The sequence below is a fragment of the Pseudomonas sp. Irchel 3A7 genome (genome assembly GCF_900187565.1).
GTDB lineage: Bacteria > Pseudomonadota > Gammaproteobacteria > Pseudomonadales > Pseudomonadaceae > Aquipseudomonas.
In genome coordinates this window covers 1-18,790 of the sequence record NZ_FYED01000025.1, presented here as the reverse complement: position 1 = coordinate 18,790, position 18,790 = coordinate 1, and the positions used below count along the sequence as shown (strand labels likewise).

19 protein-coding genes and 1 pseudogene are annotated in these 18,790 nt (G+C 59.6%); 10 read left to right on the top strand and 10 right to left on the bottom strand.

From position 1 onward, the window contains the following. The first annotated feature begins 239 nt into the window (after positions 1 to 239). Positions 240 to 1,127: a threonine/homoserine exporter RhtA gene (gene rhtA, locus CKW21_RS30065; protein ID WP_095197435.1), complete on the top strand. Its 888-nt coding sequence runs from the start codon at positions 240 to 242 to the stop codon at positions 1,125 to 1,127. Between the two features lie 167 nt (positions 1,128 to 1,294). Next, a complete protein-coding gene (locus CKW21_RS30060) occupies positions 1,295 to 1,576 on the top strand; it encodes a hypothetical protein (protein WP_095197434.1) in 282 nt (93 codons plus the stop codon). A gap of 15 nt (positions 1,577 to 1,591) precedes the next feature. Here the strand turns inward: CKW21_RS30060 and CKW21_RS30055 are convergent, their stop codons facing one another. Next, the gene (locus tag CKW21_RS30055; protein ID WP_095197433.1) at positions 1,592 to 2,152 is read right to left on the bottom strand and encodes a TetR/AcrR family transcriptional regulator; all 561 of its coding nucleotides are present in this window, start codon (positions 2,150 to 2,152) and stop codon (positions 1,592 to 1,594) included. Between the two features lie 92 nt (positions 2,153 to 2,244). On the opposite strand from CKW21_RS30055, the gene CKW21_RS30050 reads away from it, so the two are divergent. Together CKW21_RS30050 and CKW21_RS30045 are read left to right on the top strand one after the other, a co-directional pair. Next, positions 2,245 to 2,973 (top strand): SDR family oxidoreductase, encoded by a 729-nt coding sequence (locus tag CKW21_RS30050; RefSeq protein ID WP_095197432.1) that lies wholly within the window; start codon positions 2,245 to 2,247, stop codon positions 2,971 to 2,973. A 34-nt stretch (positions 2,974 to 3,007) separates the two neighbouring features. Next, the gene (locus tag CKW21_RS30045) at positions 3,008 to 3,598 is read left to right on the top strand and encodes a 2-hydroxychromene-2-carboxylate isomerase (RefSeq protein WP_095197431.1); all 591 of its coding nucleotides are present in this window, start codon (positions 3,008 to 3,010) and stop codon (positions 3,596 to 3,598) included. Here CKW21_RS30045 and CKW21_RS30040 read toward each other — a convergent pair. Next, positions 3,595 to 4,593, bottom strand: coding sequence for a zinc-dependent alcohol dehydrogenase family protein (locus CKW21_RS30040; RefSeq protein WP_095197430.1), 999 nt, complete (start codon positions 4,591 to 4,593; stop codon positions 3,595 to 3,597). The genes CKW21_RS30045 and CKW21_RS30040 overlap by 4 nt on opposite strands. 104 nt (positions 4,594 to 4,697) lie before the next feature. On the opposite strand from CKW21_RS30040, the gene CKW21_RS30035 reads away from it, so the two are divergent. Further along, positions 4,698 to 5,618 (top strand): LysR family transcriptional regulator, encoded by a 921-nt coding sequence (locus tag CKW21_RS30035; RefSeq protein WP_170948769.1) that lies wholly within the window; start codon positions 4,698 to 4,700, stop codon positions 5,616 to 5,618. Here the strand turns inward: CKW21_RS30035 and CKW21_RS30030 are convergent. From CKW21_RS30030 to CKW21_RS30015, 4 genes are all read right to left on the bottom strand, one after another. Beyond that, entirely contained in the window at positions 5,611 to 7,419 is a 1,809-nt protein-coding gene (locus CKW21_RS30030) for an aminopeptidase P family protein (protein ID WP_095197428.1), read from the bottom strand. The two genes, CKW21_RS30035 and CKW21_RS30030, sit on opposite strands and share 8 nt — an antisense overlap. Positions 7,420 to 7,702: 283 nt before the next feature. Further along, the gene (locus tag CKW21_RS30025) at positions 7,703 to 8,860 is read right to left on the bottom strand and encodes a cysteine desulfurase family protein (protein WP_095197427.1); all 1,158 of its coding nucleotides are present in this window, start codon (positions 8,858 to 8,860) and stop codon (positions 7,703 to 7,705) included. 205 nt (positions 8,861 to 9,065) lie between these two features. Next, positions 9,066 to 9,680, bottom strand: a complete 615-nt coding sequence (locus tag CKW21_RS30020) for a LysE family translocator (RefSeq protein WP_095197426.1) — start codon at positions 9,678 to 9,680, stop codon at positions 9,066 to 9,068. 101 nt (positions 9,681 to 9,781) lie between these two features. Beyond that, entirely contained in the window at positions 9,782 to 10,051 is a 270-nt protein-coding gene (locus CKW21_RS30015) for a hypothetical protein (protein WP_095197425.1), read from the bottom strand. Between the two features lie 409 nt (positions 10,052 to 10,460). Between CKW21_RS30015 and msuE the strand changes: the two genes are divergently transcribed. The 4 genes and pseudogenes from msuE to CKW21_RS29995 all read left to right on the top strand — a co-directional run bounded on the left by msuE (position 10,461) and on the right by CKW21_RS29995 (position 14,630). Then, complete coding sequence (msuE, locus tag CKW21_RS30010) at positions 10,461 to 11,024, top strand: FMN reductase (RefSeq protein ID WP_095197424.1); 564 nt, start codon at positions 10,461 to 10,463, stop codon at positions 11,022 to 11,024. 10 nt (positions 11,025 to 11,034) lie between these two features. Then, positions 11,035 to 12,177 (top strand): annotated as a pseudogene (gene ssuD / locus CKW21_RS30005) (FMNH2-dependent alkanesulfonate monooxygenase); the annotation flags it as partial. Between the two features lie 137 nt (positions 12,178 to 12,314). Next, positions 12,315 to 13,502, top strand: a complete 1,188-nt coding sequence (locus CKW21_RS30000) for an acyl-CoA dehydrogenase family protein (protein WP_095197423.1) — start codon at positions 12,315 to 12,317, stop codon at positions 13,500 to 13,502. Positions 13,503 to 13,526: 24 nt separating this feature from the next. Further along, positions 13,527 to 14,630 carry a sigma-54-dependent Fis family transcriptional regulator gene (locus CKW21_RS29995; protein ID WP_095197422.1) on the top strand — a complete coding sequence of 368 codons (1,104 nt, stop codon included), beginning with the start codon at positions 13,527 to 13,529 and terminating at the stop codon, positions 14,628 to 14,630. Here the strand turns inward: CKW21_RS29995 and CKW21_RS29990 are convergent. Then, a complete protein-coding gene (locus CKW21_RS29990) occupies positions 14,627 to 14,992 on the bottom strand; it encodes an antibiotic biosynthesis monooxygenase (RefSeq protein ID WP_095197421.1) in 366 nt (121 codons plus the stop codon). The two genes, CKW21_RS29995 and CKW21_RS29990, sit on opposite strands and share 4 nt — an antisense overlap. 95 nt (positions 14,993 to 15,087) lie before the next feature. On the opposite strand from CKW21_RS29990, the gene soxR reads away from it, so the two are divergent. Then, complete coding sequence (soxR, locus tag CKW21_RS29985) at positions 15,088 to 15,555, top strand: redox-sensitive transcriptional activator SoxR (protein WP_095197420.1); 468 nt, start codon at positions 15,088 to 15,090, stop codon at positions 15,553 to 15,555. Positions 15,556 to 15,666: 111 nt separating this feature from the next. Here soxR and CKW21_RS29980 read toward each other — a convergent pair whose 3' ends face one another. From CKW21_RS29980 to CKW21_RS29970, 3 genes are all read right to left on the bottom strand, one after another. Further along, entirely contained in the window at positions 15,667 to 16,437 is a 771-nt protein-coding gene (locus CKW21_RS29980) for a MetQ/NlpA family ABC transporter substrate-binding protein (protein ID WP_095197419.1), read from the bottom strand. An 89-nt stretch (positions 16,438 to 16,526) separates the two neighbouring features. Continuing rightward, positions 16,527 to 17,192, bottom strand: coding sequence for a methionine ABC transporter permease (locus CKW21_RS29975; RefSeq protein WP_095197418.1), 666 nt, complete (start codon positions 17,190 to 17,192; stop codon positions 16,527 to 16,529). Between the two features lie 2 nt (positions 17,193 to 17,194). Continuing rightward, positions 17,195 to 18,418 carry an SfnB family sulfur acquisition oxidoreductase gene (locus tag CKW21_RS29970; RefSeq protein ID WP_095197417.1) on the bottom strand — a complete coding sequence of 408 codons (1,224 nt, stop codon included), beginning with the start codon at positions 18,416 to 18,418 and terminating at the stop codon, positions 17,195 to 17,197. Positions 18,419 to 18,790 lie beyond the last annotated feature (372 nt).

Here is an 18,790-nt window from a genome sequence, read left to right as displayed (position 1 = left end):
GCAACCTGCTGCCGAAAACTGCGTAACTCATTGTTTACCAAGGAGTTTTCCGTTTCGACTGCGCCGGAAGTGGGGCGAATTATAGACATCTGAAATCTGCCGTCAAGCACTGATTTGGTTTTTCTATCAGAAGGAACAAATTACCTGCCTATATATAGACGCGCCCGCGGTGATTGCGCAGTATATTGCCCAATACCAACAACAGCACCCAAGCTCCTCACTTCGGACGACGCCACTCAATGAATGATCAGCCTCGCAGCCTTGCCTCGACCTTGTTTTCGGTGGGCCTGCTATTAATAGCCATGGCATCGATCCAGTCCGGAGCTTCCCTGGCCAAAAGCATGTTCCCTGTCATCGGTGCCCAGGGGACAACTACCCTGCGCCTGATTTTCGCCAGCGTGATCATGTTGTTATTGCTGCGTCCATGGCGAGCGAAGCTTACAGCCAAGTCCCTGCGCACCGTCATCGTCTACGGCATGGCGCTCGGTGGCATGAACTTCCTCTTCTATATGTCCTTGCGCACAGTCCCCCTGGGGATTGCGGTGGCATTGGAATTCACCGGACCATTGGCCGTTGCCATTTACGCCTCACGCCGGGCAATCGACTTTCTCTGGATAGCCCTGGCGGCTGTCGGATTGCTGTTGCTGATACCGACCGGTGCCACGACTGCGAGTATCGACCTGCCAGGTGCCGGGTACGCATTGGGCGCCGGGGTCTGCTGGGCGCTGTACATCCTATTCGGTCAAAAGGCCGGTTCTGATAATGGCGTGCAAACTGCTGCACTGGGCGTGATGATTGCCGCTCTGTTCGTGGCCCCCATCGGAATCGTTCATGCAGGTGCCGCACTGCTGACGCCATCCCTGATCCCGATCGCCATCGGTGTCGCCATCCTGTCCACCGCCCTACCCTACACACTGGAGATGGTCGCACTCACACGCATGCCGGCCAGGACCTTTGGCACATTGATGAGCATTGAACCCGCATTCGGTGCGTTGTCCGGCTTGCTGTTCTTGCACGAATACCTCTCCCTGTCACAATGGATGGCTATCCTGTGCATCATCCTGGCTTCCGTCGGCGCCACTATGACCATGGGCAGCGCCTCAAAGCCCGCCGTTGCGGCGGATTAATGCAAGATTTGACGAGGTGCTGGTATTTACCGCTCATTTAGGCCATGTTTAGGTCCGCAACCTAGTGTAAGCCATGGATTTTTCAGGATAGGGATATCAGAACGCTTCAAACGTAAGCGAATTCTGCCAGACCGGGCGTCAGATCCGGAAATGCACCAAGGAAAGCAATGAAACGAATTTTGATACTGATCGCCGTACTGGCAGTTGCGGGCTGCGCGGCAACGTCGAAAACGCAAACGAAACACGGCAAGAAAGGGCTGCACATCAACTGTTCCGGACTGTCATCCTCTTGGGACAAGTGCTACGCCAGCGCTACCAATTCGTGTGCCCCCAAGGGATATAAGGTCATCGCCAAGTCAGGGGATGCCGTGGAAGAGCCCGGCGATTATCCGTTTGGCCTCAACCCAGCGGGCTATACCAGCCGCAGCATGATCGTCATTTGCAAATAAATTGATACTTCGCCGTCAGTTTCCAGTACCGCTAATCTGACGGCCGATCTCATCGTAACTGGACTTCAGCACCTTACGCTGAAGCTCTGGCGTGGCAAGCATCCGCGCCACCACTAACGCACCAATGCATTGCGACAGGATGGCCCAGGCCAGGCTGTCGCTCTCCAGCACCTGTGCCCAACTCTCCTGAAGTCGACAAATCCAGTGCTCCGCCTGCTGTCGAATCATCACGTCAGAACGGGCAATTTCGGCGCCCAGAGCCGGCAATGCGCAGCCAGTTTCCGGATGATCCACGTGGGACATACTGAGGTAGTGCTTCAAGCAGCGCTCAAGCTTGTCGCGATCCTGATCAGCCCCCAATCGTTCAAGACTCTGGCGCAACTCACGTTCGACAATTGAAGCGAACAACTCATCCTTCGACGAAAAGTGGCTGTAAAAAGCGCCCCCACTCAATCCGATCGCTTTCATCAGGCCGTCGACACCCACCGTGGAAAAACCGGCCTTCTTGGCAGACACCGCGCTGCTTTGCAGCAGTTTCTCCCTGGTTTCCAGTTTGTGATTGGCCGAGTAACGCATTGCCCTTTCCTCTGGGTTGATCACCTTGACGCTGACCGAATCGTAGCATAACGTTCGTTTAGTTAACGATCGTTTACTAAAGGGATCTACCCATGAACAACAAGAAGGTCGTACTCGTTGTCGGTGCAGGCGATGCCACCGGCGGCGCCATTGCAAGGCGCTTTGCACAGGAAGGATTTGTCGCCTGCGTCACCCGCCGTAGCGCGGATAAGCTGCAACCCTTGGTAGATATCATCCGCGCCAACGGTGGCGAGGCTCACGGTTTCGCTTGCGATGCCCGCAAGGAAGAAGACGTGGTGGCGCTGGTCGAGCAGATCGAAAACGAAATAGGGCCCATTGAAGCGTTTGTGTTCAACATCGGCGCCAACGTCCCCTGCAGCATTCTCGAAGAAACTGCCCGCAAGTATTTCAAGATCTGGGAAATGGCCTGTTTCTCAGGGTTCCTCAACGGCCGCGAAGTGGCCAAGCGAATGGCCAAGCGACAACGGGGCACAATTCTGTTTACCGGTGCCACTGCCGGTATGCGCGGTGCCGCTGGCTTTGCCGCATTCGCAGGTGCCAAGCATGGGATCCGTGCGCTGGCGCAAAGCATGGCCCGCGAACTTGGACCTATGAATATCCACGTCGCGCACATCATCGTCGACGGTGCCATCGATACCGATTTCATCCGCGACAACTTCCCCGAAAAATACGCCACCAAGGATCAGGACGGCATTCTCAACCCCGAACACATTGCCGAAAACTACTGGTACCTGCACAGCCAGCCCCGCGACGCCTGGACCTTCGAGCTGGACCTGCGTCCCTGGAGCGAACGCTGGTAAGCCCCCCTACAACAATAATCAGAGTGCATCGACCATGAGCAAAACCGTGGAGTTCCTGTTTGACCTGGGCAGCCCCGCCACCTACCTGGCGTACACCCAGCTGCCCAAGATCTGTGAGCAAACCGACAGCCAGTTGATCTACATCCCGATCCTGCTTGGCGGCGTGTTTAAAGCCACCGGCAACGCTTCACCCGCGACCATTGCAGCCAAGGGTCGCTACATGTTTCAGGACCTCGACCGTTACGCCAGACGCTACGATGTGCCACTGAAGTTCAACGCGCATTTCCCGATCAACACCCTGATGCTCATGCGCGCCGTCACCGGCATGCAGTTGCGCCATCCCGAGCGCTTTGCCGCATTCATCGATTGCCTGTTCAAAGCGCTGTGGGTTGAAGGCCGCAGCCTCGATGAACCGGCAACTGTGGCGGCAGTGCTAACCCGCAATGGTTTCGACCCCAACGAAGTGCTGGCCCTGACGACCGATGAGGAAGTCAAAGCCGCGCTCAAGGCCAACACCGAGAAAGCGGTACAGCGCGGTGTATTCGGCGCACCGAGCATGTTTGTCGATGGTCAGTTGTTCTTCGGCCAGGACCGTCTGGAGTTCGTCCGCGAAGCCCTGGGTTAAACCTCGATGACCAACCGCCCCTGTGCCGCCCCCGACAGGAGCAGCCCAAGGGCGACCTCGGCGGTTTGCAAAGTGAACCGCCGTGGATCGAGCATCGGTGTGAGCCTGCCCGCCTCGATCAAGCTTGCCGCCTCGCGCAAAATTTCACCGTGATGCTCACGTCCATGCCCCGTCAGCAGCGGCAACAAGGTGAAGACACCGGAATAAGTCGCCCCGCGAAATGAAAGTGGCGCGAGACTGTGCTGGCCCCAGCCCAGGCAACTCACCACATGACCGTGATACATCCGCACAGCTTTGAATGACGCATCCAGTGTTTCACCACCCACTGTGTCATAGACAATATCGAATCCCTCCCCGGCCGTGTACTCAGTCACATAGTCCTCGACCGACGACTCGTGATAATCGATAAAGGTTGCCCCCAAGTCCTCTATCAACCCCTGCTGCCAAGCAGAACCCGTCGCAAACACCTCGGCACCGAATGCACGGCAGATTTGCACAGCGACATGCCCCACTCCACCCGCCCCGCCGTGAATCAACACTTTCTGACCCGCCCGAACCCGAGCACGGTCGACCAATCCTTCCCACGCCGTGATCAGTACCAACGGCAATGCTGCGGCTTGACGCATGCTCAGATTGCCCGGCTTATGCGCCAGCAACCGCGCATCGACCACTGCGTACTCGGCCAACGAACCCTGGACCCCGCCAATCCCCGTTGCCATGGCGTAAACCTCATCGCCCGGCTCCCAGTCAATGACGCCCTTCCCCAACGCTTCCACCGTTCCCGCCAGATCCATGCCCAACACCGCCGGTAACGGCTGACGTGCATGAGCGGCCTGGCCTGAGCGGATTTTCCCATCCAGCGGATTCACCCCGCTGGCGGCAATCCGCACCAGCACCTGCCCCGCTCCAGGTATCGGTCGCTGAATGGAAGCCAAGCGTAGCGGTGCATTAGCCGAGTCAACAATCAGCGCGCGCATGTGCAGTGAGTCAGTCATTTCGCCTATTTCCATCAGAAGTGGTTGTAGGATTGATCTTCCGCCAACCCACTCATGCCGATAAGACGCTGTATCGCTATAGTGAGCATGCCCATTTGGCATGAATGAGAAACCCTGTGGACAAACTCAATGCAATGGCCATTTTCGTCCGGGTGGTCGAACGCGGCAGCTTTTCCGCCGTTGCCCGGGAGATGCAAACCAGCCAGCCGACCATCAGCAAAGTGCTGCGAGCTTTGGAGTCGGAACTCGGGGGCGAGCTGATAGCCCGCAGCACCCGACGACTTTCCCTGACCGATGAAGGACAGCGCTACTACACCGAGTGTCGCCGAATCCTCGCAGCGGTGGACGCCGCCGAACACAGCTTCCAGTCCGGCCGGGAAGTCATCGCAGGGCCACTGAGAATCGGTTCCTCGGTCAGCTTCGGGCGCTTGCAGATTGCGCCGCGTCTGCCGGAGTTTCTCAGGCGTCATCCTGAAGTTCAGATTGACCTGCAACTGAGCGACCAGAACCAGGACCTGGTCAGCGAAGGCCTGGACGTCACGTTCAGGATCGGCACATTGAACGACAGCGGCTTGATCGCCCGCCATGTCGGTACCACCCACCGGGTGACGGTCGCAACCCCGGATTATCTGGTGCGACACGGTCAGCCCCGCACACCGCAGGAACTGAGCGGGCACAATTGCCTGCTGTTCAACCTGCTAAACAGTCAGAACCTATGGATTTATGAGAAAGGTGCCCAGCGTCACGAAGTACGGATCAAGGGCAATGCGCAAAGCAACAACTCCGAAGCGATTCGCGAGATGGTGCTGGGAGGATTGGGGATCGCGTTGTCACCGACATGGCTGTTCAGCGAGGATCTGAAAGCCGGGAGAGTGGCCGCGATATTGCAGGAATTCACCCCGCAATCACTGCCGATACATGCCGTGTCCCCGGCGAATCGTCGCCAATCCGCCAGGGTCAAAGCCTTTGTCGATTACATGGCTCTGGCGCTGGAATCAGCGCCCGAGCTGCAGCTGGTTAAATAGCCGCCGTACGAGTGTTCAGCCATTCAAGGGCCGCGCCGTCCAGCAACGGACTCAAACGCTCGCGCACTTCGGCGTGGTAAGCGTTGAACCACTGCTTTTCCTCTTCGGTCAGCAGCGACGGTTCCAGGCAACGGGTGTCGATCGGGCACAGGGTCAGGGTTTCGAATTTCAAGAACTCGCCGAATTCGCTGCTGCCAGCTTCGCGGTTCATTGCCAGGTTCTCGATGCGAACACCCCAGCGGCCCGGACGGTAGGTGCCCGGCTCGATGGAAGTGATCATGCCCGGTTGCATCGCGGTTTGCGGCGCTGGCACAGCTTGATAGGCGATGACTTGCGGGCCTTCGTGAACGTTGAGGAAGTAGCCCACACCGTGCCCGGTACCGTGACCGTAATCGACGCTTTCGGCCCAGATCGGCGCGCGGGCGATGGCATCGAGCAGTGGCGACAGAATGCCTTTGGGGAACTGGGCGCGAGACAAGGCAATCACGCCTTTGAGCACGCGGGTGCAATCGCGCTTCTGCTCGGCCGTCGGTGTTCCCACCGGCACCATCCGCGTGATATCCGTCGTGCCGCCCAGGTACTGGCCGCCGGAGTCGATCAGCAACAGGCCGTCACCTTCGATCACCGCGTGCTCTTCTTCGGTGGCGTGGTAATGCGGCATCGCGCCGTTGGCGTTGAACGCCGCGATAGTATTGAAGCTCAGCGACACGTAACCCGGACGACGTTCACGCGCAGCGGTGAGTTTTTCGTCGATGGTCAACTCGGTGATGCGCTCACGGCCCAGCGCCGAGTCGAGCCAGGTGAAAAACTCACAGAGCGCTGCACCGTCCTGCTCCATGGCCTGACGAATGTGCTCAGCATCGGCCAGGCTCTTCTGCGACTTGGCCAGGGTGGTCGGGTTCAGGCCTTCGATCAGCTTGACGCCGCAGCTCAGGTTGCCCAGCAGACCGGCCGTTACGCGTGCCGGGTCGACCAACAGGCTCGCATCGTTCGGCACCGCGCTCAGGGCAGCCGCCACTTCGCTGTAATCGCGCAGGGTCACGCCGTCCTGCTCAAGCACCGCACGCAACTGGGCATCGACCTTGCTCAAAGCCACGAACAAAGTGGCTTGCTGCTGGCTGATCAACGCAAAAGACACGAAGACCGGGTTGAACGACACATCGCCGCCGCGCAGGTTGAACAGCCAGGCGATGTCATCGAGGGTGGCGATGAAATGCCAGTCGGCACCCTTTGCCCGCAAGGCTTCGCGCAGCTTGGCGAGTTTTTCGCCACGGCTGACAGTGGCCTGCGGTGGCAAGTGCTGATAGATCGGTTCGTTCGGCAGAATCGGGCGATCAGTCCAGACTTCGTTCAATAGATCGATGTCAGTGCGCAGGCGCGCGCCGCGATCTTCGAGTTTGCTGCCCAAGGTTCGCGCCGAAGCCACGGCCATCACCGCTCCATCGACCGCGACGACGCCGCCCTCAGGGGTTTGTTCGGCCAGCCAGTCCAGAGGACTCGGTTGGCCCGGCTGCAGCTTGACCAGTTCGATGCCGCTGCCCTTGAGTTCCTTGGTCGCTTGTTCCCAATAACGGCTGTCGGCCCAGACACCGGCAAAATCCGGGGTGACGATCAGGGTGCCGACCGAACCATGGAAACCGGACAACCACTGGCGCCCTTGCCAGTAGCCCGGCAAGTATTCAGACAGGTGCGGGTCGGCCGACGGCACCAGAAGCGCGTGAATGCCCTCCCGGCTCATCAGCTCGCGGGTTTGCGCCAGGCGCTGGGGCACCGATCCATTGATCGAAGACTGCGTACTCATCGTGACTCCTGCTAACCACTTATCATTGTTTGTGTTGTTGTGTAGCGCCGATCAATGCCGGAACGCTGTTTACTTAAGAAATGTTGAGTCTTACCAATTCCTGTGGCGAGCGAGCTTGCTCGCGTTGGGCTGCGCAGCGGCCCCAAAAATCTGACAACCATTGCGATTTTTGTGAGTGCTACGCACTCAAGCGGGAGCAAGCTCCCTCGCCACAGATGTCTCACTGACTCAAGATCCGCCTAAGTGAACAGCATTGCGATCAATGCCGGCGCTTTTTTTTGCCCTATTGCCAAAATGCCGGAGCACTGGCGCAGGCTGCTTTAATCAATTGTGCCGCTTGATCGATGTCCTGCTCGGTGGTGAAACGCCCCAGGCTCAAGCGAATGGTGCGACTCGCCGCGCGAGCGTCATGCCCCAGCGCTAGCAGCACGTGGGAGGGTGCATTGCTCGCGGAATTGCAGGCCGAAGTCGCGGAAAACGCGATCGAGGCGAGCAATACCGTCGAATTGAACTCGCCTTCATTGAAGGTCAGGCTCAGGGTATGGGGGATGCGTTGGCTCGGGCTGCCGTTGAGGCGTACGCCGGGAATGCTGAACAGTTGCTCGAGCAAGCGCTCTCGCAGATGCACGATCAAGGTTTTTTCTTCATCGAATGCAGCCGCCGCCAGCGCAAAAGCCTCGCCCATGGCGACGATTTGATGCGTCGCCAGGGTGCCGGAACGCAAACCGCCCTCGTGCCCACCGCCGTGGATCTGTGCCAGCAAGCGCTGTTGCGCGCGCGGCCCGACGTACAGTGCGCCGATACCCTTGGGGCCATAGAGTTTGTGCGCCGAAAAGGACATCAGGTCCACCGGCCACTCGGCCAGGTCAATCGCCACTTTACCTGCGCCCTGCGCTGCGTCGACATGGAACAACGCCTGGCGATCACGCACCCGCTGACCGATGGCCGGGATGTCGTTGACCGTACCGAGTTCGTTATTGACCAGCATCAGCGACACCAGAAAGGTGTCCTCGCGCATGGCTTCGCTGACCGCTTGCGGGGTGATCAGGCCATCGGCGTCCGGCACCAGGTACGTTACCGCGACACCGGCATCCTGCAACTGCTTCGCGGTATCGAGGATAGCCTTGTGTTCGATCTGGCTGGTGATGATGTGGCCGCCGGCAACGCCGCGCGCCTGGGCGACGCCCTTGAGGGCCAGGTTGTTGGATTCGGTGGCGCCGGAGGTCCAGACGATCTGCGCAGGGAGGGCGCCGACCAGTTCGGCAACCTGGCGCCGCGCCTGCTCGACCGACTGCCGGGCCTGTTGACCGAAGGCGTGGGAGCTGGAAGCGGGGTTGCCGAAATTGCCGCTGAACCCCAGACACTCGACCATGACCTTGATGACCCGCTCATCCACCGGCGTGGTGGCGGCGTAGTCGAAATACAACGGACGTTTATTCATAAAAGACTCGCAGAGCGTGTTCCGGGATCAGGAAGCTCGTGACTGTAAACGTCAAGACGCAGCCTTGTGAGCTGCGCCCGGTTTCAGAGCGCTACCAATACCTGATCGGATGCCGTTAAAGAAGTACAACTTCATTTAAGAGTGCGTAGGAACGCTCCTGAAAAGCGAGCTTAACAGGCATCGGGCAACCGGTTGAAGCAATGCGTCAGCTAAAGCTTTCGAGCAGGATCGGATACAGCGATGCCACCAGCAGCGCGGCCATGCCCCAGTTGAACAGGCGTAACCAGCGGCGGTCCTTCAGCACGTTGCGCAACAGGGTTCCGCACGCGGCCCAGACACCGACGCTTGGCAGGTTAATGATGGCGAACACCGCGGCAATCACGATGACGTTGGTGAAGTAACCCTGCATCGGCGTGTAAGTGCTGATCGCGCCGATGGCCATGATCCAGGCCTTGGGATTGACCCACTGAAACGCGGCGGCACCCAGGTAGCTGATCGGTTTGGCCTCGCCCTTGTCACTGTCCGAAACCGGCCCGGAATGGGCGATTTTCCACGCCAGATACAGCAAATACGCCGCGCCAACGTATCGCAGCACGGTATAGAGCACAGGGTAAGTCTGGAACACCGCGCCCAAGCCGAAACCCACCGCCACGACCAGCACGAAAAAGCCGCAAGTGATGCCAAGCATGTGCGGAATGGTGCGGTTGAAGCCGAAGTTCACACCGGACGCCAGCAACATCGTGTTGTTCGGGCCGGGCGTGATCGAGGTGACGAGGGCAAACAGGGCGAACCCCAGCAGCAGATCGAGCGAGAGTGTCATGGGTGGCAGTCCATCAGGGTCGGTCAGGTATTGACCCTATCGCACACCTCGGCGCAAACCCATGGACAGTTAGGTGAAAGTTCGAGCAGTACAGTTCTTGCTCAGCTTGGACGACCGTGCAGCTGTACAGCTCGCTCGGCGTTCATTTCACCCTGCTTGTCGAAGCCAAACGTCTTTGGCGACTCACCGAGGATTTCGGCTTTTTTCGCGTGGTATTCGTCGAAGGACAAACCGCGGCGATTCAATGCCTCCAGCGCCAGTTCCCGGGTTTCTTCGGCGGTGTAGGGGCGCAATTCCGGAGATACATGACTGGCACATCCGGCAAGAACCGAAAGGCTCGACAGCAACAAAGTGGTGATCAGGGTTTTCATCTTGAGCGTCCTGGCAATCTGGGTTCGGGGCAATGAACACAGGCTACTCGCGCCTTCGCATGGGCAGAAATCAACGCTCTCGATAGTCGCTATTGAGTTTTCCTAATTTCAGTCCCCTCAACACGACATATTCTATAATGATCTATAAATATTAATTTAACTTCTTTTGCGGAATAACAACGAAGCTTTATAACAACTCCATCCGCAGGTGCACTGTTGCTCACGCCACTGTTCGCCAGGCAACAGTCATTCAACAAACAGCCCTGCAAAACCAACAGCGCGGACTGATCAACGCGCTGCAAGCCTTGTAAAACCTGGCTTCAAGGGATTGGTACAGCTCTTGCTCAAGGGGGTTAAGCCCAGTGATGACTCACTGCTCCTCCAGCAACTGTTTAAAAAGGAACTGATCATGTCGCGTCCATTGAAAGTCGTTGCCCTCTCCGGCGGCACCTGGCGTCCCTCCCGCACCCTGGTGCTGACTCAAGCGCTATTGGCGCAATTGGCCGAGCAACTGCCGATCGAGAGCAGGCTGATCGAACTGGGCGACATCGCCCGGCCACTGGGCGCGGCGCTGTCCCGTCAGGAAGTGAGCGTGGAAATCGAAGCCGAGCTGCAAGCGATTGAAAACGCCGACTTGCTGATTGTCGCCGCGCCGGTGTATCGCGGTTCCTACCCTGGCCTGCTCAAGCACCTGTTCGACCTGATCGATCTGAATGCGCTGATTAACACCCCGGTGCTGCTGGCCGCCACCGGTGGCAGCGAACGCCATGCGCTGGTGCTCGATCATCAGTTACGGCCGCTGTTCAGTTTCTTCCAGGCGCTGACCTTGCCGATTGGCGTGTATGCCACCGAAGCCGATTTCTCCAATTACCAAATAACCAGTGAGCCCTTGAAGGCCCGCATTCGTCTTGCTGCAGAACGCGCCGCGCCGTTGTTCGGTGCGTATCCCAACAATCTGCTGAAAATCGCTTAAGGACTTCTTCATGGATGTTTTCTGGTTTCTACCCACCCACGGCGACGGCCACTACCTGGGCACCACCCAGGGTGCTCGCCCGGTGACTCTCAACTACCTGAAGCAAGTGGCGCAGGCTGCTGACAGCCTCGGCTACCACGGAGTGCTGATTCCCACCGGCCGCTCCTGCGAAGACTCGTGGGTGATCGCGTCGGCGCTGGTGCCGTTGACCGAGCGTCTGCGTTATCTGGTGGCGATCCGCCCCGGGATCATTTCGCCGACCGTATCGGCGCGCATGGCCGCCACGCTCGATCGCCTGTCCAACGGCCGCTTGCTGATCAACGTCGTGACCGGCGGCGATCCTGATGAAAACCGCGGCGACGGCAGCTTCCTCGATCACAGCGAACGCTACGAAGTCACCGACGAATTCCTGAAAATCTGGCGCCGGGTGCTGCAAGGCGAATCGGTGGATTTCGAGGGCAAACACCTGCGGGTGCAAAATGCCAAGGCGCTGTATCCGCCGGTGCAGAAACCCTATCCGCCGCTGTACTTTGGCGGTTCGTCCGAAGCCGCCCATGACCTGGCTGCCGAACAGGTGGATGTCTACCTGACCTGGGGCGAACCACCCGCTGCTGTGGCGCAAAAGCTTGCCGATGTCCGTGAGCGTGCTGCGCGTCATGGACGCACGGTGAAATTCGGGATTCGCCTGCATGTGATCGTGCGCGAAACCGCCGAACAGGCGTGGAAAGCCGCAGACAAACTGATCGAACACATCAGTGACGAAACCATCGCCGCGGCGCAAAAGTCGTTCTCGCGCTTCGATTCGGAAGGTCAGCGGCGCATGGCGGCACTGCATGACGGGCGTCGCGACAACCTGGAAATTTCGCCCAATTTGTGGGCCGGCGTCGGCCTGGTGCGTGGCGGTGCCGGGACGGCGTTGGTGGGCGATCCGCAGCAGGTGGCGGCGCGCATCAAGGAGTACGCGGACCTGGGGATCGAGAGTTTCATTTTCTCCGGCTATCCGCATCTCGAAGAAGCTTATCGCTTTGCCGAACTGGTGTTCCCGCTGCTGCCCGAGCCATACGCCAGCCTTGCCGGGCGCGGTGTCACCAATCTGACCGGGCCGTTTGGCGAAATGATTGCCAATGATGTGCTGCCCGCCAAAGCCACGGCCCGACCCTGCAACCCCTGTGGGAGCGAGCCTGCTCGCGAAGGCGGCAGCACATTCACATCGAAGTGTCTGAAAGACCGTCTTCGCGAGCAGGCTCGCTCCTACAGGGGTACTGCGTCGACTTTTAGAAGGAATCCCGCGTGACTGCCAAGCCGCACAGCGCCCTGATATCCCCGCTGCAAACCGCCCGCCAATTGGCCGCCGGGTTTGCCTTGACCGCCGTCGAGCGCGATGAGCGGGGCGGTACGCCCAAGGCCGAGCGTGACGCCCTGCGCCACAGCGGCCTGCTTGCATTGAGTATTCCCACCCGATTCGGCGGCCTCGGCGCCAACTGGAGTGAAACCCTGACCGTGGTGCGCGAGTTCGCCAAGGTCGACAGTTCGCTTGCCCACGTGTTCGGCTTCCATCACCTGATGCTCGCCACCGTGCGCCTGTTCGCCCGGCCCGAACAATGGCAGCCGTGGTTCGAACAGACTGCGCGCAAGAACTGGTTCTGGGGCAATGCCCTCAATCCTTTGGACACCCGCACCGTGGTGAAAAACCTCGGAGGCTGGCGTGAGTTTTCCGGCAAGAAAAGTTTCTGCTCCGGGGCCAGCGACTCGGAAATGCTGATCGCCTCGGCGGTGGACGAAAGCGCGGGCGGCAAGCTGTTGATCGCCGCCATCCCCAGCGGTCGCAGCGGCATCACATTGCACAACGACTGGAACAACATGGGCCAGCGCCAGACCGACAGCGGCAGCGCCACCTTCGAACGGGTGCGCGTCGAAGAATCGGAACTGCTGCTCGACCCGGGCCCGCTGAGTACGCCGTTCGCCTGCCTGCGCCCGCTGATCGCCCAGCTCACGTTTACCCACATGTTCCTCGGCATTGCCGAAGGCGCCTTCGAAGAAGCGCGGCAATACACGCTCACCGAAACCCGGCCGTGGCACAAATCCACGGCTCGGGATGTGCGCCAGGACCCTTATGTGCTCGGCCACTACGGCGAATTCTGGGTCGCCCTCGAAGGCGTACGGTTACTGGTGGAACGCGCCGCCGACCTGCTCGACAAGGCGTGGGCCAAAGGGCCGGATCTCAGTGCCGAAGAACGCGGGCATCTGGCCACCGCTATCGCCACCGCCAAGGTTGCCGCGACCCGCAATGGCCTGGAGTTGTGTAGCCGCTTGTTCGAAGTGACCGGCGCGCGCTCGACTCACGCCTCGCTGCGCCTGGACCGGCACTGGCGCAACCTGCGCACGCAAACCCTGCATGACCCGGTGGACTACAAGATTCATGAACTGGGTGATTGGGCGTTGAACCAGGCCCTGCCGATTCCGACTTTTTATTCATAGCTTGCCCTACAAGGAGCGTGCCCCATGCAACTGCTGACCTTACCGCCCTCGCCCGCTCTGGCCACGTCGATCCGTGCCACGGCCCAGGTGTTCGAAGACCCGAAATCCCAGGCCTTGCTCGCGCATCTGCAACAAGTCGCGCCGAGTGAAGCCAGTGTGCTGATCATTGGCGAAACCGGCACTGGCAAAGAACTGGTGGCGCGACACATTCATAACCTCAGCGCACGGCGCAACCGGCCGTTCGTGGCGGTGAACTGCGGTGCGTTTTCAGAGTCCCTGGTCGAGGCCGAGCTGTTCGGTCATGAGAAAGGCGCATTTACCGGCGCGTTGAGCGCCAAGGCCGGCTGGTTCGAAGAGGCCGACGGCGGCACGCTGTTTCTCGATGAAATCGGCGATTTGCCGATGGCGATTCAGGTCAAGTTGCTGCGGGTGCTACAGGAACGCGAAGTGGTGCGCCTGGGCTCGCGCAAGAGCATTCCCATCAATGTGCGAGTGCTGGCGGCGACCAACGTGCAACTGGAAAAAGCTATCAACGCCGGGCACTTTCGCGAAGACCTGTACTACCGGCTCGACGTGGTCAGCCTGGAGTTGAGCCCGCTGCGCGATCGTCCCGGCGACATCCTGCCGCTGACCCGCCACTTCATCGACGCCTACAGCCAGCGCCTGGGTTACGGCAGCATCACCATCAGCAAAGAGGCCGAACTGAAACTGCGCAGCTACAGTTGGCCGGGCAACATTCGCGAACTGGAAAACGTCATTCACCACACCCTGCTGATTTGCCGCAACGGCGTGATCGAACGCGACGACCTGCGTCTGTCGAACATGCGCATCGAGCGTCAGGACGACCACCATGCACAGGTCGACGACTCCGCCGAAGCACTGCTGAATAGAGCTTTTCAGAAGCTCTTCGAAGAGCAGGCGGGTGCGCTGCATGAGAAAGTCGAAGACGCCTTGCTGCGCGCCGCCTACCGATTCAGTCATTACAACCAGGTGCACACCGCTGCCCTGTTGGGGCTGAGCCGCAACGTGACCCGCACGCGCCTGATCAAGATCGGCGAGCTGGCGGTGAATAAGCGTCGGCCCACGGAAAATGTGCAGGGTGAACGGTTGATGCAGCTCTCTATTTAACCCACCAGATTGCAATGCAGTGCGTGGTCGTGGCTGCGCTCCAGGCTGTGCAACACCTGGAACGAGCCGAAGGTCACGGTTTTCGCCTGGTGTGCGCGGATCAACTGCCAGAAATCCTCTTCGCCGCTTTCAAAACTCCGGAACGCGGCTTCCCCGGCCTCGCGGGTTTGCCATTGCAGGTAATTGAGCACCCGCCGGCCATCATCGCTCGCCTGAATGCTGGCACTCAGAAAGCCGCTGTAATGCTGAGCCAGACGCTCGGTCTGCCGGGATAACGCCGACACCAGTGCCGGTTGCTGATGGGGTTCGATCTCGAATTCGATCAGCTGGGTGAAGCTGCGATTTTTCTCTGGCGCTTGCATGAATAGTCCCCCAGTACCTGTAAGACGGATCTTGCGATCCGAAGGCGTGCAGGTTAAAACCTCAAGTTAACTAGAGGTCAAGGGGCATTTTTCAAATGATCACCTCGGAAAACCTGCATAAAGAACTCACCGTCGGCCAGTTGGCGGCACGCAGCGGCGTGGCGGTCACGGCGCTGCACTTCTATGAGTCCAAGGGCTTGATCAAAAGCAATCGCAATCATGGCAACCAGCGGCGATATCCACGGGAGGTGCTGCGACGGGTGGCGCTGATCAAGGTAGCTCAGCGCCTGGGCATTCCATTGGCGGAAATCGGCGAGGCTCTGAATACCCTGCCGGATAATCGAGCACCGACGGCGGCGGACTGGAAGGTCTTGTCGGCGCAGTGGAGTCGGGATCTGGATGAACGGATCAATCAGCTGACGCTGTTGCGCGACCGGCTCAATGGCTGCATCGGTTGTGGCTGTTTATCGATGGAGGCGTGTCCGTTGCGTAATTTTGGCGATGTGTTGGGGGAGCAGGGACCGGGGGCGCAGTTGCTGGACCCGAGGGTTGATCCAGAATAAGCGGTGCGGCCTTCGCGAGCAGGCTCGCTCCCACATTGGATCAGTGGCATTCACAAAATCCATTGTGGGAGCGAGCCTGCTCGCGAAGGCGTCCTATCAGCCACTGAAAAATCAGAACCCCGGCGCAATCTGCCCCTTGTAGCGCGTCAGGATGAACTGCCGCACGTCATCGGAGTTCAACGCCTTGGCCAGTTTCTGCAGGCCCGGATCGTTGATGTTGTCCGGCCTGGCCACCAGGAACTCGATGTACAGGCTCTTGCCCTTCTCGACGATCAACGCACTGTTGGTGTCGATCCCGGCTTCCAGTGCGTAGTTGGCAAACACGAAGGCCAGGTCCACCTGGCTCACCGAACGCGCCAGCAGCGCACCTTCCAGTTCACGGATTTTCAGGTGTTTGGGGTTTTCGGCGATGTCCCGTTGCGTTGCCAGGGTATTGCTCGGGTCCTTGAGTTTGATCAACCCGGCTTCGTGCAGCAGCACCAGCGCGCGACCGGTGTTCACCGGGTCGTTGGGGATCGATACGGTAGCGCCGTCCTTGAGCTCGGAGATGTTTTTGATCTTGGTCGAGTAAGCGCCGAACGGTTCGATGTGAACGCCGACCACCGGCACCAGATCGGTGTGGCGGGTTTTGTTGTAGTCATCCAGAAACGGTCGGTACTGGTAATAGTTGGCGTCGAGGTTCTTCAAGGCCAACTGCTGGTTGGGCTGGATGAAATCGGTGAACACCTTGATGTCCAGGTCCACGCCTTCCTTGGCGAGGGTCGGTTTGACGAATTCGAGGATTTCCGCGTGGGGCACCGGGGTGGCGCCGACGGTGAGTTTTTCGTTGGCGTGAGCGCTCAGCGAAACCAGGGCAGCCAGAATGGCCAGGGTCTTCTTCATAGTGTGCTCCTAGGCAGATTTAGGTGGCCGTCGTGGGGCGGACGTGAGGCCGGACTTTTGTTTCTTTTAAATGGAAAGGAATCGAATGCTTACCGCCGGCTGTAACGCGCCACCAGTCGGTCGCCACTCATTTGCAGGGCCTGGACCAGAATCAACAACAGCACCACGGTGACCACCATCACGTCGGTCTGGAAGCGCTGATAGCCGTAGCGGATCGCCAGATCGCCCAGCCCACCGCCACCGATCACCCCGGCCATCGCCGTGTAATCGACCAGCACGATCGCAGTCACCGTGACCGCCGCCAACAGCCCTCCCCGCGCCTCGGGCAGCAAGGTGTGGCGGATGATCTGCCAGGTGTTGGCGCCCATGGCCTGGGTCGCTTCCACCACGCCGCGATCGACTTCCCGCAGCGCGGTTTCCACCAACCGCGCGAAGAACGGTGTGCACCCCACCACCAACGGCGGAATGGTCCCCGGCACGCCCAGCGAGGTGCCAACCAGCAAGGTGGTCAGGGGAATCAGCACGATCAGCAAGATTATGAACGGCAGCGACCGCAGCATGTTCACGATCACCGACAGCACCCGGTAGACGCCGACCGCTTCATGCAATTGGCGCTTGCCGGTCAGGAACAGCAGTACCCCCAGCGGCAGCCCAAGCAACACGGTAAAACCGAGGGCCGCGCCGAGCATGCTCAGGGTGTCGAGGCAGGCCTGGCCGATGTCGGCCCAATAAATGTTCTTGAACAATTCAGCCATGATCACGACCAGTCATGACGTGGCGGTTTCACGCCATTGAGCAGCCAGTTGCCGACCACGTGGTACTTCCAGCGCACCGGATCATGCAGGGTATGCACCCGGGCATTGCGCCAGTGGCGATCGAAGTTGTGCTTCTTCAGGGTCGAGCGGGTGCCGCCGAGTTCGAACAACTTGTTGGTCGCTTCAATCGCGATTTCAGTGCTCAACACCTTGGCCTTGGCCACCGCCAGGGACGCGCGGGCAACGTTGTCTTCGTCCGGGGCCGGGCGCGCCGCATCCAGCGCCCAACCCGCTCGTTCGAGCAAGGCTTCGGCGGCTTCCAGGCGAATTTCCAGGCCACCAACCTGAATGATGGTCAGCGGGTCTAAGCTGGCTTTTTCCACGCCCGCGTCAATCCAGGGGCGGGCGAACTGTTGAACGAACGCGATGGTGTCACGCAGCGCTGCGCGGGCGATGCCGGCATCGATGGCAGCGGTGGTCAACTGGGCAAACGGACCGGCCAGGGTCGGGCTTTCATAGGAGCGATGCGTGGGGAATAGATTGAACGCCGAAACGTGCAGATCCTCGGCCAGCACCGTGCCGCTGGACGTGGTGCGCTGGCCGATGCTGTCCCAGTCGTCGACGATCACCAATCCTCGGGTGCCGCGTTCGACGAAGGCCAACTGGCCCTTTTGCTCTTCGTCCAGCGCCAGCACCGCCAGCCAGTGGGCGTAAAGCGATCCGGTGCAATAACCCTTGCGTCCGTTGATCACATAACCGTCGCCGTAACGTCGGACAGTCGCCTGTATGTCCTGCACGTTTTTGCCGCCGGTTTCCGACAAGGCATTGGCAAAGCGGTGACCTTGCAGCGCCAGGGCGAAGAAATGCGCTTGTTGCTCCGGCGTGCCCTGCAGACGAATGTCTTCCAGCAGGCAATAGTGGTTTTGCGGGATCTGCCCCAGGGACGGATCGGCCGCAGAAATGATTGCGATGACTTGCGCCAGCACCGCGTAGGACACCTGCGCGCCGCCGAATGCTTTCGGTACGGTGATGCCCCACAGGCCGCTGTTGGAATACAAATCGACGATCTCGGCGGGCACCTGGCGGGTGCGGTCGCGCTCGGCGTCCTGTTCCAGCAGGATCGCGGCGACCTGCTCGGCCACGCGAAGGGCTTCGGCTTCGTCGGCGATCCGGTGGGCGGCCGGCGGGTTGATCGGATAGACGGCAGATTCGGACAAGACAGACATACAAGACTCTCGATACAGGTGATACCTGAGTCATTGCAGCTTCTGTGCCTGACCGTGAGGGCTAATGTTTTCGGGTAGTTCAGAGGCGTTTCGGGGGGGCCAGGGTGATGAAGCCGGGCAATCTGCTGCTTCACTGTTGATGGCTGAACAGTGGCGCTTACGCCCGGAATACGCCCATCGCCGGCGGTGATCTTTTTTGTGAACTTGAAACATGCCGAAAGTCAAAATCAAGAGATCGCAGTCTTCGGCAGCTCCTTGTATCTCGACTATCGCTCCATCAGGAGCGATAGTTCTCGACTGATCATCGAGGGAGGGACTTGGAAGCCGTGCAGCTCCTTAGGCTTTTTGCCTGTGATGTAGATCGTGCTCCAG